Annotated in this window: 18 protein-coding genes; 3 read left to right on the top strand and 15 right to left on the bottom strand. The window is 53.7% G+C overall.

What is annotated here, in order from left to right:
* Window position 1: 1 nt before the first annotated feature.
* From TALK_RS13350 to TALK_RS13340, 3 genes are all read right to left on the bottom strand, one after another.
* Window positions 2–922: a branched-chain amino acid ABC transporter permease gene (locus TALK_RS13350; RefSeq protein WP_085619618.1), complete on the bottom strand. Its 921-nt coding sequence runs from the start codon at window positions 920–922 to the stop codon at window positions 2–4.
* A gap of 99 nt (window positions 923–1,021) precedes the next feature.
* On the bottom strand, window positions 1,022–2,191 hold the full coding sequence (locus tag TALK_RS13345) for a branched-chain amino acid ABC transporter substrate-binding protein (RefSeq protein WP_085619617.1): 1,170 nt from the start codon (window positions 2,189–2,191) through the stop codon (window positions 1,022–1,024).
* 247 nt (window positions 2,192–2,438) lie between these two features.
* A complete protein-coding gene (locus TALK_RS13340; protein ID WP_211274820.1) occupies window positions 2,439–3,002 on the bottom strand; it encodes a cupin domain-containing protein in 564 nt (187 codons plus the stop codon).
* 373 nt (window positions 3,003–3,375) lie between these two features.
* Between TALK_RS13340 and TALK_RS13335 the strand changes: the two genes are divergently transcribed.
* Complete coding sequence (locus TALK_RS13335) at window positions 3,376–3,801, top strand: VOC family protein (protein ID WP_169715031.1); 426 nt, start codon at window positions 3,376–3,378, stop codon at window positions 3,799–3,801.
* A 4-nt stretch (window positions 3,802–3,805) separates the two neighbouring features.
* Here TALK_RS13335 and greB read toward each other — a convergent pair whose 3' ends face one another.
* The 7 genes from greB to TALK_RS13300 form a co-directional block, all read right to left on the bottom strand.
* Window positions 3,806–4,288, bottom strand: coding sequence for a transcription elongation factor GreB (gene greB / locus TALK_RS13330; protein ID WP_085619615.1), 483 nt, complete (start codon window positions 4,286–4,288; stop codon window positions 3,806–3,808).
* 81 nt (window positions 4,289–4,369) lie between these two features.
* Window positions 4,370–5,872, bottom strand: coding sequence for a tyrosinase family protein (locus tag TALK_RS13325; protein WP_085619614.1), 1,503 nt, complete (start codon window positions 5,870–5,872; stop codon window positions 4,370–4,372).
* A gap of 207 nt (window positions 5,873–6,079) precedes the next feature.
* The gene (locus tag TALK_RS13320) at window positions 6,080–6,694 is read right to left on the bottom strand and encodes a pyridoxamine 5'-phosphate oxidase family protein (RefSeq protein ID WP_245829894.1); all 615 of its coding nucleotides are present in this window, start codon (window positions 6,692–6,694) and stop codon (window positions 6,080–6,082) included.
* A 194-nt stretch (window positions 6,695–6,888) separates the two neighbouring features.
* Window positions 6,889–8,118: an MFS transporter gene (locus tag TALK_RS13315; protein ID WP_085619613.1), complete on the bottom strand. Its 1,230-nt coding sequence runs from the start codon at window positions 8,116–8,118 to the stop codon at window positions 6,889–6,891.
* 79 nt (window positions 8,119–8,197) lie between these two features.
* On the bottom strand, window positions 8,198–9,160 hold the full coding sequence (locus TALK_RS13310; protein ID WP_085619612.1) for a LysR family transcriptional regulator: 963 nt from the start codon (window positions 9,158–9,160) through the stop codon (window positions 8,198–8,200).
* Window positions 9,161–9,228: 68 nt separating this feature from the next.
* Window positions 9,229–10,419 (bottom strand): DUF3095 domain-containing protein, encoded by a 1,191-nt coding sequence (locus TALK_RS13305; protein WP_245829892.1) that lies wholly within the window; start codon window positions 10,417–10,419, stop codon window positions 9,229–9,231.
* A 55-nt stretch (window positions 10,420–10,474) separates the two neighbouring features.
* Window positions 10,475–10,690: a SlyX family protein gene (locus TALK_RS13300; RefSeq protein WP_085619611.1), complete on the bottom strand. Its 216-nt coding sequence runs from the start codon at window positions 10,688–10,690 to the stop codon at window positions 10,475–10,477.
* A 111-nt stretch (window positions 10,691–10,801) separates the two neighbouring features.
* On the opposite strand from TALK_RS13300, the gene TALK_RS13295 reads away from it, so the two are divergent.
* The gene (locus TALK_RS13295) at window positions 10,802–11,338 is read left to right on the top strand and encodes an SAM-dependent methyltransferase (RefSeq protein ID WP_085619610.1); all 537 of its coding nucleotides are present in this window, start codon (window positions 10,802–10,804) and stop codon (window positions 11,336–11,338) included.
* Between the two features lie 37 nt (window positions 11,339–11,375).
* Here TALK_RS13295 and TALK_RS13290 read toward each other — a convergent pair whose 3' ends face one another.
* The 3 genes from TALK_RS13290 to TALK_RS13280 form a co-directional block, all read right to left on the bottom strand.
* On the bottom strand, window positions 11,376–11,621 hold the full coding sequence (locus tag TALK_RS13290) for a GDCCVxC domain-containing (seleno)protein (RefSeq protein ID WP_085619609.1): 246 nt from the start codon (window positions 11,619–11,621) through the stop codon (window positions 11,376–11,378).
* Entirely contained in the window at window positions 11,608–12,492 is an 885-nt protein-coding gene (locus tag TALK_RS13285) for an NAD(P)-dependent oxidoreductase (RefSeq protein ID WP_085619608.1), read from the bottom strand. The genes TALK_RS13290 and TALK_RS13285 overlap by 14 nt, the downstream gene beginning before the upstream one ends.
* Before the next feature lie 262 nt (window positions 12,493–12,754).
* Window positions 12,755–13,168 carry a tellurite resistance TerB family protein gene (locus TALK_RS13280; protein WP_085619607.1) on the bottom strand — a complete coding sequence of 138 codons (414 nt, stop codon included), beginning with the start codon at window positions 13,166–13,168 and terminating at the stop codon, window positions 12,755–12,757.
* Between the two features lie 366 nt (window positions 13,169–13,534).
* On the opposite strand from TALK_RS13280, the gene TALK_RS13275 reads away from it, so the two are divergent.
* Complete coding sequence (locus TALK_RS13275) at window positions 13,535–16,672, top strand: sensor domain-containing protein (RefSeq protein WP_245829890.1); 3,138 nt, start codon at window positions 13,535–13,537, stop codon at window positions 16,670–16,672.
* An 85-nt stretch (window positions 16,673–16,757) separates the two neighbouring features.
* Here the strand turns inward: TALK_RS13275 and TALK_RS13270 are convergent, their stop codons facing one another.
* Window positions 16,758–17,402 (bottom strand): Crp/Fnr family transcriptional regulator, encoded by a 645-nt coding sequence (locus TALK_RS13270; protein ID WP_085619606.1) that lies wholly within the window; start codon window positions 17,400–17,402, stop codon window positions 16,758–16,760.
* Between the two features lie 106 nt (window positions 17,403–17,508).
* Complete coding sequence (locus TALK_RS13265; RefSeq protein ID WP_085619605.1) at window positions 17,509–18,978, bottom strand: PepSY-associated TM helix domain-containing protein; 1,470 nt, start codon at window positions 18,976–18,978, stop codon at window positions 17,509–17,511.
* Window positions 18,979–19,092: the final 114 nt, after the last annotated feature.

Genomic DNA, 19,092 nt, shown 5'->3' with positions numbered 1-19,092 from the left:
ATCAGACCCTTTCGCTCGTTTTTTCGGCGATCAGCCCGGTGGGGCGCCAGGCAATCAGCGCAATGATAACGGCGAAGGCAAAGACGTCTTTGTACGCACTGGCAAAGGGCAGGGCGACAGCGCCGAGTGTTTGCAAACCGGCAAACAGGAAGCCGCCCAGAATGGCACCGTAAATATTGCCAAGCCCGCCAACGATGGCGGCACTAAACCCGATGACACCGAGTAACAAACCCATGCCGAAATTGATTTCGTTGTAATAAAGGCCGTTCATGACCCCGGCAAAGGCGGCAACCCCCGATCCCAGGGCAAAGGTCAGCAAGACAATCATCTTGAAATTGATGCCCATGCATTTTGCCGTTTCTTCATCCTGTGCAACGGCCCGGATCGCCAAGCCCAGACGGGTGCGATTAATCAGGACATTGACGCCGATAATCACCAAAAGACCGCCGATCAAAAGGATCACGCTATCAGCACGCAGGGTGAATGATCCAAAGGACCATGCATCGGTTGGCAGAAGCGACGGGAAATGTTTTGGATTGGACCCATCAGGGTAAAACAGGCGAATGGATTCACGCAGAACCGTGCCGAGCATAAGGGTCACGAGCAAGGTATTAAGCGGCGGTGCCGATTTTAACGGCAACACCAGATAGCGCGCGATGATGGCGCCCAAAAGTGCCATCGAGGCAATCGAGACGACCAGAACGCCGACCAGTTGAACAAAGGCGTTGTCGATCCCGATCGCGGTCAATCCGAGATAGGTCGAAAAGCCGGCGAAGGTGCCCACCATCAAGACATCGCCATGCGAAAACTTGATGACATCAAGCACACCGAAAAACAGGGTGAAGCCAACAGCAACCAGTGCATACATCATGCCCAGCATCATGCCGTTAACAACAAACTGACCGAGAAGGCCCACATCCATGGCCAACCTACCTCTTTAATTTATTTAATTAAAATGTTTGAAACGAAACTGATTTCCCTGCCCGGACATGCCAGGCAGGGAAATATGCGTTCGTGTGAATTATTTGCCTGCCAGCTTACGCGCACCGGTGGCGTATTCGCTGTCTTCCCAGACAACCCATTTGCCGTCCTGAACGACATATTTGGTGATCGCGGCAACCGTATTTTGACCGTGATCATCAAAGGAAATTTTACCAACGATGGAATCATGATCCTGAATTTTACCAAGATATTTGGTCAATTTCTTACGGTTCGGACCGACTTCTTCGATGCCATCAAGGATCAGGTTCATTGCGGCGAATGCAAATGGGCCATAGGCTTCTTCGGATTCAGCAAAACCGGCTGCTTTGTATTTTTCAATGAAATACTGGCCGCCCGGCAATTTATCGACCGGGGCCCCTTCAAGGAAGCTGACGACGCCTTCGGAAAGTTCGCCAACACCGTCAATGAAGGAATCAGATTTGATGCCCGATGCGCCCTGGAACTGGGCGGTGATGCCAAGCTTTTCCATCTGCGCACGAATGCGAACGCCAAGCGGGGTCAAGCCACCGAAAAAGATCACATCCGGGTTAAGCTGTTTGGCTTTGGTCAGCTCGGCTGTGAAATCCTGCTGATCTGACGAAACACCGAAATCGGCAAGGATTTCGCCGCCGTTTTTGGCAAGGTATTCGGTAAAGTACTTGTTGTGACCTTTGCCGTAATCGGTGGTGTCATAAAGGACGACCCAGGTTTTATAGCCCTGATCGGTCATGAATTTGGCCGCAACATCGTTCTGATTGATCATCGTGCCGTTTACACGATGGATTTCTTTGTAATCATTGCCATAGGTGACGTCGGGCAACACAGCGCCCCAGACAGACATCGGCAGGTTAAACTTGTGATAGATATCAACCGCACCCATCGCCACAGCCGAACAATAATGCCCGACAAGGCCAATGATCGATTTATCCGAGGCGACTTTGGTCGCGGCCTGCACACCGACATTTGGTTTGCATTCGGAATCCTGGGTGACAAGTTCGTATTCGTATTTGGCGCTTGGATCGGCATTGCGCAGCTGAACCGCAAGTTCTGCTGAATTGCGGCCACCGACACCAACGGCGGAAACACCACCGGTCAGCGGGCCGATAAAGGCGACTTTGACCTTGTCCTTGGCATTGGCGACACCGGCCCCGATCGAGACCGCCATTGCCAAGGCAATGACCGACACAGTCGATTTACGTAGAATTCCCATTAAGTTAAGCCCCCTGTTGGCTTTGTTGAAAACAATTCACACGGAACCACCAAAGGGATTCCGGGGTTTTCGCCAGCCATATCGATGCTTTTTTTATGTTTCTTCCCGGATCCTGGGCCTTTGGGGCCCGGCCATCTTGTACTCGATGGAATTTCCGACTTAGCCAGCAGGGGCATACTGACCAAAGCTTTTCCCTTGGTCAAGTAACTTGACCAATAAGAAAGTTAATTTCCTAAATTGAGTATTTTTAGAAAGTCGGCGGGGTATTTACCCACAAGACGCGGGTCTCTTTGTCTGTCGGGTTGCGATAGCCATGGGGCAGGCGGGATGGGAAAAAGAACGAATCCCCGGGCATCAGGTGATATTCGGTGCCATCAACATCCAGATCCAGTTCGCCCTCAAGCACATAGCCGAGTTCCTCGCCTTCATGGATGATTGTGCCGGAACTGCCGCCCCCGGCACTGACAATATGGATTGTCCCGAAAAGCAGATGGCCCTTTGAGGGGGATATCAGGGTTTCCAGACTGACGCCTTCGCCGGGGCGAATGTTGCTGGTGTGCAAAATCTGGCGTGTGCCTGCGCGCGACACGATGCTGTCATCGGTTTTGCTAAACAGGGTGCTGATCGATGTTTCCAGCACGGCAACGATACGATGCAACAGTTGCAGCGACGGTTTGACCTTGTCATTTTCCAGTTTCGACAGAAAGCCTTCGGAGCATTCAACCTGATCCGCCAGATCGCAAAGTCGCATGCCTTTGATCTTGCGCGCATGGCGAAGTTTCATACCGATTGGAAATGTGGAATCACTCATTTTTAAAACCCGGTCGCATTTTTGATGCCTTTAAAAATCGTCAGCAACATTTGTTTTGCAGATGCTCTTTGCATAAAGTCCGACTTTGTTTACGCAGCACAATCATGGGCGGGATTTCCCTGATTGTGCAAGCCCTCTCGATAGAAAATGTTGCAGTGCTACAACTTTAATACCATTTGACGGTGCATCCTGATGGCTTTGTCATGGGGGTGATCCTTGGTTTATATGGCTAAAACTGTTTCGGCCTGATGGCATTGCAGCGTAATCTGTTTGGGACTTTTAATCGTTGGGATGCCGGCCGATTTATCATTGATCATGCGTTGCACCCGCGATGGCGCTTTATCTTTCCGATCGTGTATTTACGGGATTTCTGATGCCTGTTACCGCCGCCACACCACTTTTGAATGTTGCCGAGATCAACCGCAGTATCGGTTTTTATCAGGTGCTGGGCTTTGTGGTGGTGGCGCGAACGATTTCTGATTTTGATGATCAGCCGATCTGGGTGATGCTTGAAGCAAGTGACGGCGAAAGCGAAGGCGAAAGCAATGGCAATGGAAACAAAATCCGCCTGATGCTGGCGGCCAACGGCGGTGTTTCACACGAAGAACGCCGGATGCGGCCATCCTTTGCCGGGCTGGTTTGGTATTTGGAATGCAATGATGTGCAGGGGGTGTTTGATGCCTTGCAGGATGGCGGGTTCAAACCCGAGCCGGTGACCGACCTTGATGACGGCACGCATCAGTTTTTCGTCCGTGACCCGGATGGCTATGAAATTGCGATAACGGGAAAGCGGGCCTAAGCGCCTAGTCGGTGGCGTAGCTGACCGACAGGACTTCAAGCTCGTCCTTGCCCGCCGGGGTGCGCAGCGTCACCACATCGCCAACACCTGATTTCATCAGGGCGCGGGCGACGGGCGAAACCCAGCTTATTTTACCCTTCAGGCTTTCGGCTTCATCTTCGCCAACGATGCGGATGGTGACTTCTTCGTCGCGGGCATTGATGTATGTAACCGTGGCGCCAAAGAAAACGTGTTTGTGATCGGGCTGATCTTTGGGATCGACGACCACCGCATCTTCGATCCGTTTGCGCAAATACCGCACCCGGCGATCAATTTCGCGCAGGCGCTTTTTGCCATAAATGTAATCGCCATTTTCCGACCGATCGCCATTGCCCGCCGCCCAATGCACAACAGCAACGATTTCGGGCCGTTCCTTTTTCCAAAGACGGTCAAGTTCGGCGCGCAGCGTCGCAAGACCCTTGGGGGTGATGTAAATCGGTTTGTCCATGAACGCGTTTTAGCGCAAGTCGCACGACCGGGAAAGAGCAGATACGGAACGGGACGGCAATCCCGTTCCGTATGGAAAGGCCTATTCCACAATGATTTCGATACGACCGATTTTAGGGCTGCTTTTGGCATCGGGTGTATTGAACGGCGACAGCGTGACATTAATGCCGTCCGAGAGCTGTTGTTTCGTGTCGAGGTCTTTCACCTTGTCTGTGATGTTGAAGGTGAATGAGTCCGTCATGAACATTGCTTTCATGCCGGGCATGGAGGTTGCGTTAAAGAAGTTGATGCTGCCGATATAGTATTCCCCGGAAGGATCGGGGGCGGCGCCTTCGGGCAGGTTAAGATACACGCCATAGGCAACCCCGGGGCTGTCTGCGGTGTAAACATCTTTCAGGATCAGATAGATATTTTGCGACGCAGGTGCTGCTTTGGACAGCATCTCCATAGGGGCGACCATTTCGGCGTTGGGATTGACCGGAATGCGTACCGGTGCGGCGCCAAGTGTAATCGCACCGGGGATTTCGGCGGCAAGCATGTTGGTTGCCGGGCCATGTTTTTCGGCTGCCTTCATCGCACCGGCGACGAAAGCAGGCGCTTTTTCAGATGACGCGACAAGCATCGGGCTTTCGATTGGGGGGATATCCATCAGCGTGTCATATTTGTAATTCAGAGTTGAAATGTTCAGGAAGTCGCTGATTTTAGCCACAACCCGCATGCCGTTTCCATCGTCGAAGATGAATTTTTGATTTTTGAAGTTGTCGTCATCCGGGTTCTTGCCCCCGGCCGCATTCCAGCTTTGCCACAGACGGTCCACCTGACAGTGATGCGTCCAGAAGACGGGATCATTCGCCGCATAGGGGATTTGCCCCATATTGGTCGAGGTTCCAACATCAACATGGACTTGCCCATGCGGGTTTTGATTAAGCTTTCCATTGAAACCTCCCCCTGGTTCAAGGAAGGATTTTTCTGTCATGCATTTGAAATCAAGGGCACCGTATCGTTCGATAGATTGCCCCTCATTGATGCCGGAATTACGGTTGCCAACATACAGCGATCCGTAAGCCGATGATGATCCGTTTCGAAATTCAGTCGGGATGACGCGTTTGTCTGTTTCGTCATAGGGCCAGTAGGGCAGGGTAAAGTGATTTATCCCGGTTGTCGTGCGAATGATCTGTTCAAAGTAGAAAACAAACATCCGGTGCCAAGCCAGAAAATATTTAACCGGGTTGGGGCCATGGCCCTGACAGGTATCCCACATTTCTTCGGCAAGGCTGCGCTCGATTGGGGGTCTGTTGCCATAAACGGCGTTGAGTGCGGCGGTTTTGTTTGTGTTGCCGTTGACCCAGTGTGTGTACCACTGAAACGTCCATGAATGCGGATGACCCGCCCATCTTCCTTTCATGATTTTGACGGCGATGGCATAGATTTTGAGCATCTCCTTGCCTTCGGCGGAGGCCGTGCTGTAGCGGGTCATAACGCCTTGGGCATGGGCTTGTTTTTCAAGCCAAAGATCAAATGGCATCGCCGCCGCGGCCGTGCCGGCGCCGACTGCACCGAGAAAATTTCTGCGTGTGAGTTTCATCTTCTTGCCTCCTGAAAATATCGGGATAACGCAAAGAAAAATTTACTCTGGCATAAACGCTATATCAACCAGCGATTGATTTTAATGGGTTAATACCTCCCTTTTGGGTGGGTTATTTTGGAAGATCTCTACTTATGGTTAGGTACTTTGGCTTGTCAAAGCACCTTGGCAGGATGTCATCTGTACTCGGTAACAGAACAAACCGTTTCAAAGCGCATCGCGATAGCGTTTTTCCATGGCGTCCTGCGTTTCAGCCGGTTCGGGGGCGTTGGTCTGATCCTTGATCATTTTGCCCATCGTCGGCAGAACCGATCGATCAACAATCGCATCGGGTTGCCAAAGTTTTGATCGCATTAATGCCTTGGCGCAATGCAGGAAAACCCGGTCAATCGTGATGCGCAACATGCTGCGCGGGGCGGTGCCCTGTTCGGCAAAGCGGGCGAGTTCGGCGGGGTCGGTAACAAGGCTGACGCGGCCCTTGATGCGCAGGGTTTCATTCACCCCCGGGATCATAAAAATCAGGGCGATTTTGGGATTGCGTGCAAGATTGCCCAGATTATCAAGCCGGTTGTTCCCCGGCCGGTCCGGCAAAAGGATTGTATTGGCATCAATCACAGTGGCAAATCCCGGCGCCCCGCCCCGCGGGCTTAGATCCGGGCAGGCATCCGTATCGGCACTGGCAAGAACGCAAAACGGCGCAAGTGCAATGAATTTGGTGCAATGCGGATCAAGAGCGGTCAATTCCTTGGCCAGTGAACGGGGCGAGGTATCTGGATAATGGGAAAGTTGTTCGGGGCGGGCGGGCAATTTGGTTTTGGTCACGGGGGCCTCGTGTTTCTTAAGCGAAAACAGGGATGACAGGCATTTTGGCAAAAGATCGCAGGCTTGGAAACGGATGACCTTGCGATTTGCCCCTCTGAACGTGGGTTTATTTTGCCGATCAGATATAAAAAAGCCCTGACACGATGTGACGGTGTCAGGGCTTGGTTTGATTTGATTTGATTTGAATTCAGGGTTTAGGCGGTTGCTTCGACCCGAAGGGCTTTGTCATCAATCGGCAGATGGACCAGGGCGGCAAAAATGCCAAGGACGATTGAGGTGATCCAGACGCCGTCGAAACTGCCGGTCAGGTCAAAGACAACCCCGCCCATCCATGCGCCGAAAAACGCACCGATCTGATGGGATAGCATGACGATGCCAAACAGGGTCGCCATATAGCGTGGGCCAAATACCTGTACGATAATCCCGCTGGTCAGTGGCACAGTGGAGAGCCAAAGCGCCCCCATCACAGCAGAAAACAACCAGATGGTTTCGGCGGTTTTCGGTGCCATCATAAAGATCAAAATGACCAGTGCGCGCATGGCATAGATAAATGACAGGCTCCATTTTTTGCGCCATTTTCCCCCGGCCCAACCCGCCGCAATCGTGCCGACAATGTTAAACAAACCGACAAGCGCCAACCCCTGTGCTGCGACAGAGCCGGGCAGGCCGCAAAGTTGGGTAAAGGTCGGCAGGTGGGTTGCGATGAAGGCAAGTTGGAAACCGCAGACAAAGAAACCGGCATTCAGCAGCAAAAATCCGCGATGTTGGCGCGCTTCGTGAAAGGCTGCAATCAGGCCAGTTGGCCCCATATCGGCCCCGCCGGAAGTGGGTCCGTGGGGCTTGGCCTTGCCGGTCATGGCAAAGGCAAACGGCACGATGATCATCGACATGATGGCAAGGATCGCCAATGCACTGACATAACCAAGGCTGTCATTTAGTGCCTGTGTTGTCGGGGCCATGACAAATTGCCCGACCGAGCCGCCAGCCGATGCCAGGCCAAGGGTAAAGCTGCGCTTATTTGCCGGGAAAACGCGGCTGATGGCGGCCAGAACAACCGGGAAACTGGTGGCACCAATTCCGATACCAATCAGGAAGCCAGACGTCAGGTTCAGTTCAAGCGGCGAGGTCGAGGTACCCATCAGGTAAAGACCCAGCGCATAAAATGCGGCGCCGCCAATCAGGGTGCGGGTGGTGCCATACCGATCAGCAAGCGCCCCGGCAATCGGGGCAGCAACGCCCCACATCAGGTTTTGAATGGCAAAGGCCAGACCAAAGGTCGAGGCGCTCCAACCGGTTGCGGTTAGCATATCGGGAATAAACAGGCTAAGCGACGGGCGGATGCCCAGATTGACCGACAATACCAGACAGCCGGAAATAAGAACCAGCCAGGGAAACCACTTGGTGGCGCGGAGGGTGGGGCTCATCAAATTACTCCGGGGCGAATGTCAATAATTGTCCCAATTCTGGACATGAGAATAGGATGCGTCCAATTCATTCGGCTTATTATGCTGATAACTTTTGCGCATCTTTATGTTTGCTATGTTCCGTCGGGTTCGAAACCGCCCCGGCCGCAATAACAATCTGGCCAACCGTATTGATGATATCATCAAGGTCGGTGTTGTTTTTCCGCCGGATCAGGGTGATCGACATGCCCCAGTTCATGCCCGGAATATCAAGGATACGAATACGATCCGCCGCCGGACTGTGCAGACAGAAACGCCGCGCCATAATGCCGTAACCAGCCCCGGCAGCGACCATTTCGATCTGAAGTTCAAGGGCGGATACTTCAAGCACGGATTTGAACTGGACGCCGTTCTGGCGTGCCCAAGCATTGCCAAGCGCGCGAAAGGTGCAGCCTTCGGGCATCAGGATCATCGGGTTGTCGGCCAGTGTCACAATATCGCGCGGGTCGTTGTGTGACGATCGCGGACCAATGGCAACAATATGATCATCAAGAAGTTTTTCCGGGCGCAGGCTGGCCGGTAAATCGCGGGCATCAAGGCCGCCCACCGTGCCCTGCGGGCCATCAAGGGATAGCATCGCATCGATTTCACCCCGACGCAGCAGCGGCAGAAGTTCGCTTGACCAGCCACTTTTGATTGTCAGGGATATGTCGGGGAAAAGACCGTGGAGTTCACGCAATTCCTTTGCCGCCAGCAAGGGGGCCGCCCCGTGGCTGACGCCAAGGCGAAACGGGCCGGTTGGTGCGGTGTTGCCCGTGATATTTTCGGTAAAACCATCAAGGCGGCGCAAAAGATCGCGGGCCTCGGCAAGGGCGCGGTGCCCGGCGGATGTCGGTTGCAACGGCTTAAGGGATCGGTCAAAAAGCTGTGTGCCGACGCGTTCTTCTAGGCGCTGAATACGGCGGGTAACAGCCGGTTGGGTCAGGCCAAGCTGTGCTGCTGCGCCATGAAAGGATTTTTCATCGGCAACAGCAATCAGAGCCAAAAGTTCGCGGGTATCCATGGCATGCTACCTTTGATGGGAAGGGGCCATCAGGATCGTGCAAACCGTCCTTTGATGCAAGAAATGCATTAGGGTATGGAATTTGATGCGGTGTTTGCATGTTGGTCGCGTTCGGCGGCCTGTTTCATCTTGGCCTTGCAGATGCTGGCTGCTGCGGTATAGCCGCCATCTGCACCATCAAGGAAATGCAGGTGCGAGTCTTTGTTGATATCGGGCACGATGCACGTCATCAGGGCTTCGTTTTGCTGCTTGATGCCAAACCAGATGTCGCCCGCATTTTCGGCCGCAGATAACAGGTCTTCGATTTGGCTGATTTGTGCGGCTGAGCAGTTCAGTGTCAGCCAAATCCCGTCGCCAAAACGGCGAAAATCGGTATTAAGCTTGGTTTGTTCGCGGTAATGCACCGGATCGAAATTGCCAAGTTTACGCTTGGTCACAAACAGGAACAGCGCGACGCAAGAAATGAAGATGGTCTTGCACCATGCGCGGAATTTTGATCCTTCGGTGCCTTGTGTTGCAAGTGCTTCAAGGCGCAATCCCGATAAGCCGATCTTGAAATCCGGGCCAGATTCAGGGACCGGATTGCTTTGGCGTTTATTTTGTTCAAGGATGCCAAATAGCGATGTTGCACAGTGATCAAACTGTTCGCGGTTTTCGCGCGGTAACATGATCAGCGATAGTATTTTGCAGCCTTGTTCGGCGACAATCGGTGCCCAGCGACATGACAGCCCGGTCAGATCGGGCTGGGTGCCGGGCGGGGCGGGGGAAATCAGGTTCTGGCCCTGTTTCATCTGTTCTTCGGCCCAGGAAATCCCGCGTCCGGAAAAAACCGCATAGGCCAGTTTTTCCGATGCCTGAAACCGCGCAATGCGGACGTTGCGACCCGATTTTTGAATGTCGCGGATTTGGATCAGGCCAATGCGCAGATCGAAATCAAGGGATTCTTTCGCCCAGGTCGCGGTCGCGGCAAGGGCATTACGGACAGCATCGATATTTTCCGGCGGGCAAACAATTGTTGCCCCGTCGCCCGCAAACAAAAATGGATAATCGGAATGTCCGACGGCATTTTTAACCGCGGCAATCACCGATGCCCCGACCATATTGACGGCCTTGTAACGCCCGGCGGCAACCGCCTTGGTTGATCCGGCGATATCAGATGTTCCAACCCACCAGTCATCTGGCAATGTATGGTAAATATCGGGATCAAGGACTTTGGTGAAGTCATCAAATGTCGGGATATCGAGATAGGCGTTGCTCACGAGGGTTTCACCCTTATGTTGGGGCGCGGCCGCTATGCTGGGGCGTTGTTGCGCATCAATAATGCGGCGGCGGGGCATCATCATCAGGTGATGTCCGCAGGAAATCGACAAGTCGTTTCATATCTTCGGCGACTAATTTGTTCCGACGTTCCAAAAGATCAATGCGATCCCATTGGGATTTGATCATGTCGGACATGTCATTTATCGCCGTTTCAAGATGGGCGATATGGGATTCAAGGTCGTCGATACGGCTATTAGGGTCTTGGCTCATGGTGCGATGGATGCCTGCAATGCATGGGTGGAAAACTTGCCGGGGACGAAACCCTGTGGCAGGAATAGTTTCGGACCCTAACACAGTTTATCAGGATAGTTTACCGGGCCAATGAGCGAAATATCGATCCTTGTCATTCTGGGCGCAATTGTTGCCCTGATCCTGATTTATGCCATGCGGTTACGTGCCGTTCCGATGCCAAGCCTGCGCGCGGCACGGGACGAAATCATCGCCTATTTGCCCAAGGACCCTTGCAAGGTGACCGATTTCGGATCGGGGTGGGGCGATCTTGTGATCGATATCGCGCGGTCACGGCCTGATATCACGGTAACCGGTATTGAGCTGTCACCCTTGCCCTATGCGATTAGCCGGATGCGGGCGGTTGTGACGCACCTGCAAAACCTGACGCTGATCCGGGCGGATTTCAGAACGCTGGACCGTGATCCGGGGGATGTTGTTGTGTGTTTTTTGGACCCACGGGTGATGGCGGATGTTGGTGATACGCTGACCCGACGGATGAAACCCGGCGGGATCGTGATTTCACGTGCCTTTGCCATTCCCGGTTGGCAGGCCTTTGGCGAAATCCCGATGAAATCCGGATCGGATCGACTTTATCTGTATCGGGTTGGCAAGCATTTGGCCGTGTGAGTGGTGGTTGCGCGCTGTTAGGTGTGGTTATCCGCAGCTATCCGCAGCATGTGCCGCCGCGATCCTTGCCATGAAGTTGCACCGGTGGGCAGGGCACGCTGCCAAAGGAACAAAACACGCAACAATCGCCGGGATGCGGGCGTAAAACCGCGCCGCATCCCTTGCAATCATAGAAAAACTGGCATGCATCGGTTGGCATGGTTTCACGTTCCTGATGGCCGCATTGCGGACAGGTCAGGATCGAAACCGTTTCAATCGGTTTGGCGGGGTTATTCGTCTTCATAAATCTTGATCAGGGCGGAATGATCAAGATCGCCACCGCCGAGTTCGATCAGTTCTTCGTAGAGTTCAAGTGCGAGGCGCGAGAAAGGCAGTTCAAGGCCAAGTTCGCCTTCGGAAAATTCAAGCGCCTGATACAGGTCCTTGCGCTGGGTGACGACTTTGCCGCCCGGTTCAAAATTGCGTTCGATCATGCGTTCGCCGTGTTTTTGCAGGATCGCAGAATCGGCAAACCCGCCGGTCAGGGCGCTGCGCATTTTTGCCAGATCAACCCCGGCCTCGTCGGCCATTGAAAAGGCTTCGGCGACGGCACCGATGGTAATGCCGACGATCATCTGATTGGCGGCCTTGGCTATCTGGCCTGATCCGATTTCGCCAACATGGGTAACACGCGATCCGAGAACATCAAATACGCGGTGGACACGGTTGAAATCTTCTTCCTCGGCGCCAACCATGATGGTCAGGGTGCCGTTTTCGGCACCGTGGGTTCCGCCCGATACCGGTGCGTCGATCCAATGTCCGCCTGCGGCCTCGACCGCATCGGCAAAGCGCCGGGTGGCGTTGATTGCGGTGGTGCCCATATCAACGACAATGGTGCCTTCTTCCATGCCGTCAATCACGCCGTCTTCGCCCAGAAGAACGTTTTCAAGGGCTTCGGTATTGGCAACACAGATGATGACAATGTCGGCATCAGCCACGGCACCGGCCGGGGTCGGGGCGGTGGCAACGCCCAGATCATCAAACGCGTTCAGAGTTTCGGGGTTGCGGGTATTGACCGTCAGGATTGCCCCTGCTTTTTCAAGATTGAGCGCCATCGGGCGCCCCATCAGTCCCAAACCGATGAAAGCAATATTTTCCCCGGCAAGTGCGGTCATGACGATTAATCCTTTGTTTGGCGGTCGACAAAAGCGATCAGACGATCAAAAACCTCCCGGTCAGGTGAACCGGGGGGCACGGCAGCAAAATTGCGAACACGGCCATAACATATTGGTCCGACAAAGAAAGCAGCAATTAGGGGCAATGGCCCGATTTAATGCGCGTTTCATCAGAGTTTGTGTCGGGGTGTGTCGGGTTCCGTTGTTATGGGCCGACGTTATATCGTCGGATGGAAATTATACGATCGTTTTCAGCTGGGTTCTAGAAATCGCCAGGGCGCACATAACGTGCGGCCATGGCACGTTCGATGGCAGCGCCAACCAGACGGTCAATATCAAGCCGGTGACGGATCAGTTCGAGAATGCGAAGTTCTTCCTGACTGATTTCGCTATCAGACAGAACAATCTCGCAGGCAAAGACATAAGCCGTCTCGCGCAATTTGCGCGGTAATGCATCGCGGATCATATCAAGCGTGCTATCGAGCCCGTCTTCCTTGGCAAGTAATTGGGCACAGTCGCGTGCGACATCAGTCACACTGTCGCTGTCAAAACCGGCAAAAATCGGAAGATAGCGGACCCGGCGTCCCATGGCGGAAAGTTCGGCATCGGTGATGTCATTATCAGAGGCCGACACCATAACCATTGTGTAAATCAAGGCATCCTGATGTGATATCACGTTGGTAACTCCTGTTTCCGGATGGACGTCGGTTGACGGTATCTTTGCCAAACGTCGACGTCTCGGATGGGGGCTTGTGACAACTCTGATGGAATAAGACCCTAGGACGGTATTCCGTCCTCGGCAACAGTTAACCGATTAAATCTTCAGGATTTTAATGATTGCGTAGTGAACTATGCGGCATCCTTTGCGGGTCGGAGCGCAGGGGGACAGGCTGCACGGTCGTGCATGGCTGCTGTGATCCGCAGGGGATAGTCATAAGATACAATATGTTAGCAATCGGAATGCTTCGTATTATCTTTTTGGAATGAAATTTGCCTTTGCAGCAGATGGGGTAATAGTTATGGTCTCGCAGCGATAACAAAAATGACGAATAAGCCGGGTATGGGAGCTATCATTTCGAACGATGTTGCGGGGATTCTTGCGGCATTGATTGGGCATCTTCGTGTCCCGTCGGGGATCTATGATCCGATCGGCGAAAGCCTTCTTGTCAATGCGCCATGGGCGCAGATGATCACCAGCGATCTGGCCAAGGATACTTGGCACATGATTGATGCACATCCTGAAATTGCCCGAAACATCCGGGAAATCAGTGCCGAAGCCCTTAAAACGGTTGGTTATTTTTCGCGTGTGGATAAGATCGACGGGCATGATGTTCAGTTTTTTGCCTGGCAATTAACCCATGCTGATCAGGTCTATGTGCGGATCATCGCGCTTCAGGATGCCGATGCGACGACGGGGACCGGGGTCCTTATTTCGCCGCAGCCGGTTTTGGTGGTTGAACGCGATGGCGGTTTGCGATTTTGCAACAAGGCGGCCGAACAGGCCGCGCTTGAAATCGGGTTGCCCAGTGCCATGTCCCTGATGCGGCCAGCCGGGCAACGCGCGCTGATCGAAGAAGGCGAAGACATTGCCGACTGGGACGAGATTCGCACCGTTCATTACGGACAGCGGATTTACCAATGGCAGCGGATGCCATTGCCGGCACAGGACGCCGTTGCCCTGTTCGGAGAAGAACGCACGCGCGAGGAAAGCTATCGCCGGGCGCTTGAAAATGCGGTTCACGGGATTATTGATCTGGCCGCAGACGGCACGCTGACCAGTGTGAATGAAGAAACAGCAACTTTGTTCGGCTATGAAAATGTGCGTGAATTGCGCCAGGCTTATGTCAGCAAAAGCGAAAAATTCTATGCCCGGATTGAAGACCTTAAAGAACTGCGCCGTGACCTGATTGCAGGGCATGGTATTCACTCGCGCGATGTTGAAATGCGCCGTCAGGATGGCAGTCAGCTTTGGGTGGAAATCAATGCCACGGATATCCGTGGCGAAGGCGGGTTGCTGTTGGGATACAGCGTTACCGTTACCGATATCACCAAAAGCCGTCAGGCCGAATATGATTTGCGCCGTCGTCAGGAACGTTATCGCGCCCTTGTTCAGACCGCGGGCAGTGTCATTCTGTTTCTTGATTCCGAAGGCCGCATTCTGGAATATAATCGCGAATGTGAATGGACTTTTGGCTATTCCTGGATGGAAGCCGCCGGTCAGAACTTTTTTGATTTCCTGTTGCTTGATGGTGAACGTGATCAGGTGCGTCAGGCAATCAGGCGTCTGATATCGGGTGAAATCATCAAGGATGAAGTCATATCATTCCGCCGCCGGGATGGCGAAGTCCGCCTGTTGCAATGGAATGCACGGGCGCATTTTGCCGAAGATGGCGACGTTGCAGGTGTGATCTGTATCGGGCAGGACGTCACCGAAAAACTGTCGGTCGAGCGTGCCTTGCGTCTGGCCGAGGAAAAGTATCGCGGTATTTTTGAAAATTCCGCCGAGGGACTTTATCAAAGCAGGCCATTGGGTGAAATTCTGTCGGCGAACCCGGCCTTTGTGTCGATCCTTCGATATGACAGTGCAGATGAATTATTGTCGCCTCATAACGATTTCAGCGATTGCTATTTGAACCCGACCAACCGGTGCCGCCTGATGGGCAAGCTGTTGCGCGACGGTGTGGTGCAGGGGTTCGAGGCCGAAATGCGGTGCCGCGATGGCAAAATCATCTGGGTCGAGGAAAACGCCCGACTTATCCGAGATGACAAGGGATTGCCGATCCTGATCGAAGGATCAATTACCGATATTACCGATCGCAAACGCAGCGAAGCCCGCATTCAGTTCCTGGCCCATCATGACGGGTTGACGGGCTTGCCGAACCGGACCTTGTTTCAGGAACGGTTGGCCGCGGCGGTCAAGCGTGGCAAGCATGAAAAACGCAGCTTTGTCCTGATGTTGTTTGATCTTGATAACTTCAAGGACATCAACGATACGCTGGGCCATCCGATTGGCGATTTGCTGTTGCAGGGCGTTGGTGAACGCATGCGCGTTTGTTTGCGCAACGAGGATGTGGTGGCGCGTCTGGGCGGGGATGAATTTGCGGTTCTGATCCATGATCCGGGCACCGCCGAGGAAGTGACCTTTGTCGCGCAGCGCCTGATCGAACGTGTTTCCGAACGCTTTATGCTTGAGGGGAACGAGATTCAGGTATCGACATCGGTTGGTATCTGCCTGTTCCCGCAAGACGGCCGCGATGAAAAAGACCTGTTAAGGAATGTTGACCTGGCGCTTTATTGTTCCAAGGCCGAAGGACGCAATCGATACCATTTCTTTGAGCCGCGTCTTCAGGTCGAAGTGCAGGAACGCAAGGCGCTTGAACGTGATCTTGGCCATGCGATTGAAAATGACGAGCTGGAGCTTTTCTATCAGCCGATCATTGATATTGCGAACCACCGGATCATCGGGATGGAGGCCTTGGTACGCTGGTTCCATCCATCACGCGGTCAGGTTAGCCCGGTTGATTTTATCCCGGTTGCCGAACGCATGGGCATTATTGCCGATGTTGGCCGCTGGGTACTTAATCAGGCCTGTAATCAGACACGTGAATGGGTTGATGCCGGTTATGGCGAATTGACGATTTCGGTCAATCTTTCTCCGTTGGAACTTGCACGGCACGAAGACCTGATCGAAAGCGTTGGCAATGTTTTGGAACAGTCGCGACTGAACCCCAATCAACTGCAATTTGAAGTTACCGAAAGTGCGGTGATGGATAATCCGCGCGAAGCGGCGATTACGCTGGGCATCCTGCGAAATCAGGGGATCCGGATTGCGATTGATGATTTTGGCACCGGCTATTCGTCGCTGGCGTATCTTAAACGGTTCCCGGTCGACAAGATCAAGATCGACCGGTCATTCATCATTGATCTTGATAGCCGCGATGGCAATGCGGCGATTGTGCGTGCGGTGGTCTTCCTTGCACGGTCATTCGGCATGGCGGTTAATGTCGAGGGGATCGAAACCGAAATGCAGCTTGAACGCATCGTGTCTGAAGGCGTTGACGAGGTGCAGGGCTTTTATTTCAGCAAGCCGATCCCGGCCAGCGAGTTTGAATTGCTGTTGAAATCGAACGTCACCATGGCCTTTGACGTGCCATTTGGCGGGAACGAGCGGCCGCACTGATTATGGTTTAGCCGCGCGACCGCATTTCCCGGTTTTCATTATCATGTCCGTGTCCTTTTTAATTAAAGGGCGCGGACATTGCGTATCAGGCAGCGTGATAATCCCAGAAGTCACCGGCCTTTTGGCGCACACGATCCCGGTCAATCACAACAGTTGCCGGGCGGGACCGGCTTTTGCGCAAGACACCCTGACGCCGAAGGTCGGCAATCATGCGGCTGGCGGTTTCGGTGGTGGTGGCGATGATGCTGCCCAGCTTGTCACGTGTTGGCAGAGGGCAATATTCATCCTTGGCACTCCATAGCAGAAACCGGCAAATCCGGCGCATCGCCGATCCAGTCCCCAGATTGATCTTCCAGTTATAGCCATCGACTACTTCACGCGCCAGCAGGCGCAGGATGGCGTGCTGCAGTTCGGGATTGGTGGTTTGCGCATCCCGGATGCGGGCGACCGGAATGCGCATCAAAACGGTTGCTGTCAGGGTTTCGCTAATCAAGGGCAGCCCCGGTTCGGCAACGGTTTCAAGGCCAATCAGATCCCCCGGGCGAAACACGCGGCACACCTGACGTTCACCGTCTTCGCCATAATGACATTGCATCACAAGGCCATTCAGGATGCGATAGACATGATCGCCATCATCTTCGTGATGGCCAAGGGCAACATTTGCCCCCAGATCAAGGGCCGGGTTTTCGGCAAGTTTTTCAAGCTGTTTTAAGGCGTCTGCGTTGTTCATGGGAATCTCCCGATGGCACAAGGGGGATACGCGGCAATTTGCGGGGTGCCGCGTATCGACACCAGATTTTCATGTTGGCCAAGCGGCCAAGAAGGCGATCAACCGGTCAGGCCGTGCGCATGGCCCGCGCCGGACGGGCAACAAACAGCCAGTCAAGCAACCAGATCACGATCATGGAGGCGCCAACCGTCGGATAAATGATGCCACCGATGGCAAGAATGGCGGCAACAATGGTCATGCTGCGCGCATTGCGCGGCAAAGGCGGAATGCCAATCGATCCGGCCGGGCGGCGTTTCCACCACATCACACCAGCCGAAACCGACATGAAGACAATCAGCGCACAGATCACGAGCAGAAAAATCTGGTTAAGCACCCCGAATTCCTGACCCATATGAATATTGATCCCCAATTCCATGATCCGGCCAAAAATACCGTAGTCGTGATAGCCCATATTGATCAGGGTCCGTCCCGAATACTGATCCAGATGGATCACGCGTTGCTGATCAAGATCGTTGGGATAGACCGAAGCGCTGTAAACACCGGTTTCGCCTTTGGGCAGGGAAATGGCATAGCCCGGCGCGATGCCAAGTTCGGTAAAGCGGGCAATTGCCGTGTCAATCCCGATCCGGGTCTGGGTCTGGGTCTGGGTCTGGGGCAGGGTCGATGCTGCTGCCGTGGTCCCGGTTGCCAGCGGGCCGCCGTCAACAGATAGGGGAACGGGCATGTTTTCCGTGGTCCAGCCGGTATCACCAAAGGCCTCGATCATCGGGACGGTCGAAAGCGGGACATCCACGCGCACGCCTGATGGATAGCCATTGGGCGTGCCATTGGCAAATTCATTGGCATATTTGCCCCAGAAGACCGACCAGAACATGCCGGTTCCGGCCATGAAGACAATAAACAGGCCGATGAAAATCCCGGTCACGGCATGGGCATCGCGCCACCAGCGGCGGCGTTTGGGCGTATCGCGCAGGGTAACAACCCCGCCTTTTTGATTTGCCTGCGGCCACCAAAGATACATGCCGGTTGCGACCAAAAGGATGCTCCAGCCTGATGCTATTTCGATGATGTAGTTCGGGATGGTGCCAAATTCGGCCAAGCTGTGGATGCGACGGATTAACCACATCACCGTACCGCGATCAGGCATCGAACCCAGTACCAGCCCGGTATAGGGATCAACATAAACCGCCCGTTTGTCCCCGCCCGATGTCGCAATCACGATTTCGGTGCTGCGATCCGGGCTGGCCGGTGGAATGATTTTGACCGGTGTATCGCCAACAAAATAACGCACGGCATCTATCTGGGTGCTCATGGGCAGTGGTGGCACATCCATTTCCGTGACGAATTTCAGATCGGAATAGACCCAGTCATCAATTTCATCACGATAGATATAAGCCGCCCCCGTGATCGCCATCATGATCATGAAAGGCAGGATCAGAAGGCCCGCATAAAAATGCCAGCGCCAGACAGCGCGATAGATGCTGCTTGTTCCCTTGGGTGCCGCCTTGGCACGTGCGGGCAATGCATCGGGTTGGCCAGAATGGCCCCCGGATGTGATTTTTGATGCGTTTGACATCACGATATCCCCGTTTATCCACGGGTATGGCAGCCTGTTGGCGCATGCGCCCGACCCATAAAGCCGTACCCGGGATTTCAACAATAATTTGAAGACAGCCGCGCCAGATATGCC

This window comes from Thalassospira alkalitolerans (assembly GCF_002115745.1).
Lineage (GTDB): Bacteria > Pseudomonadota > Alphaproteobacteria > Rhodospirillales > Thalassospiraceae > Thalassospira > Thalassospira alkalitolerans.
Note: the sequence above shows the minus strand (reverse complement) of the source record. Positions and strands in the feature narration are given on the sequence as shown.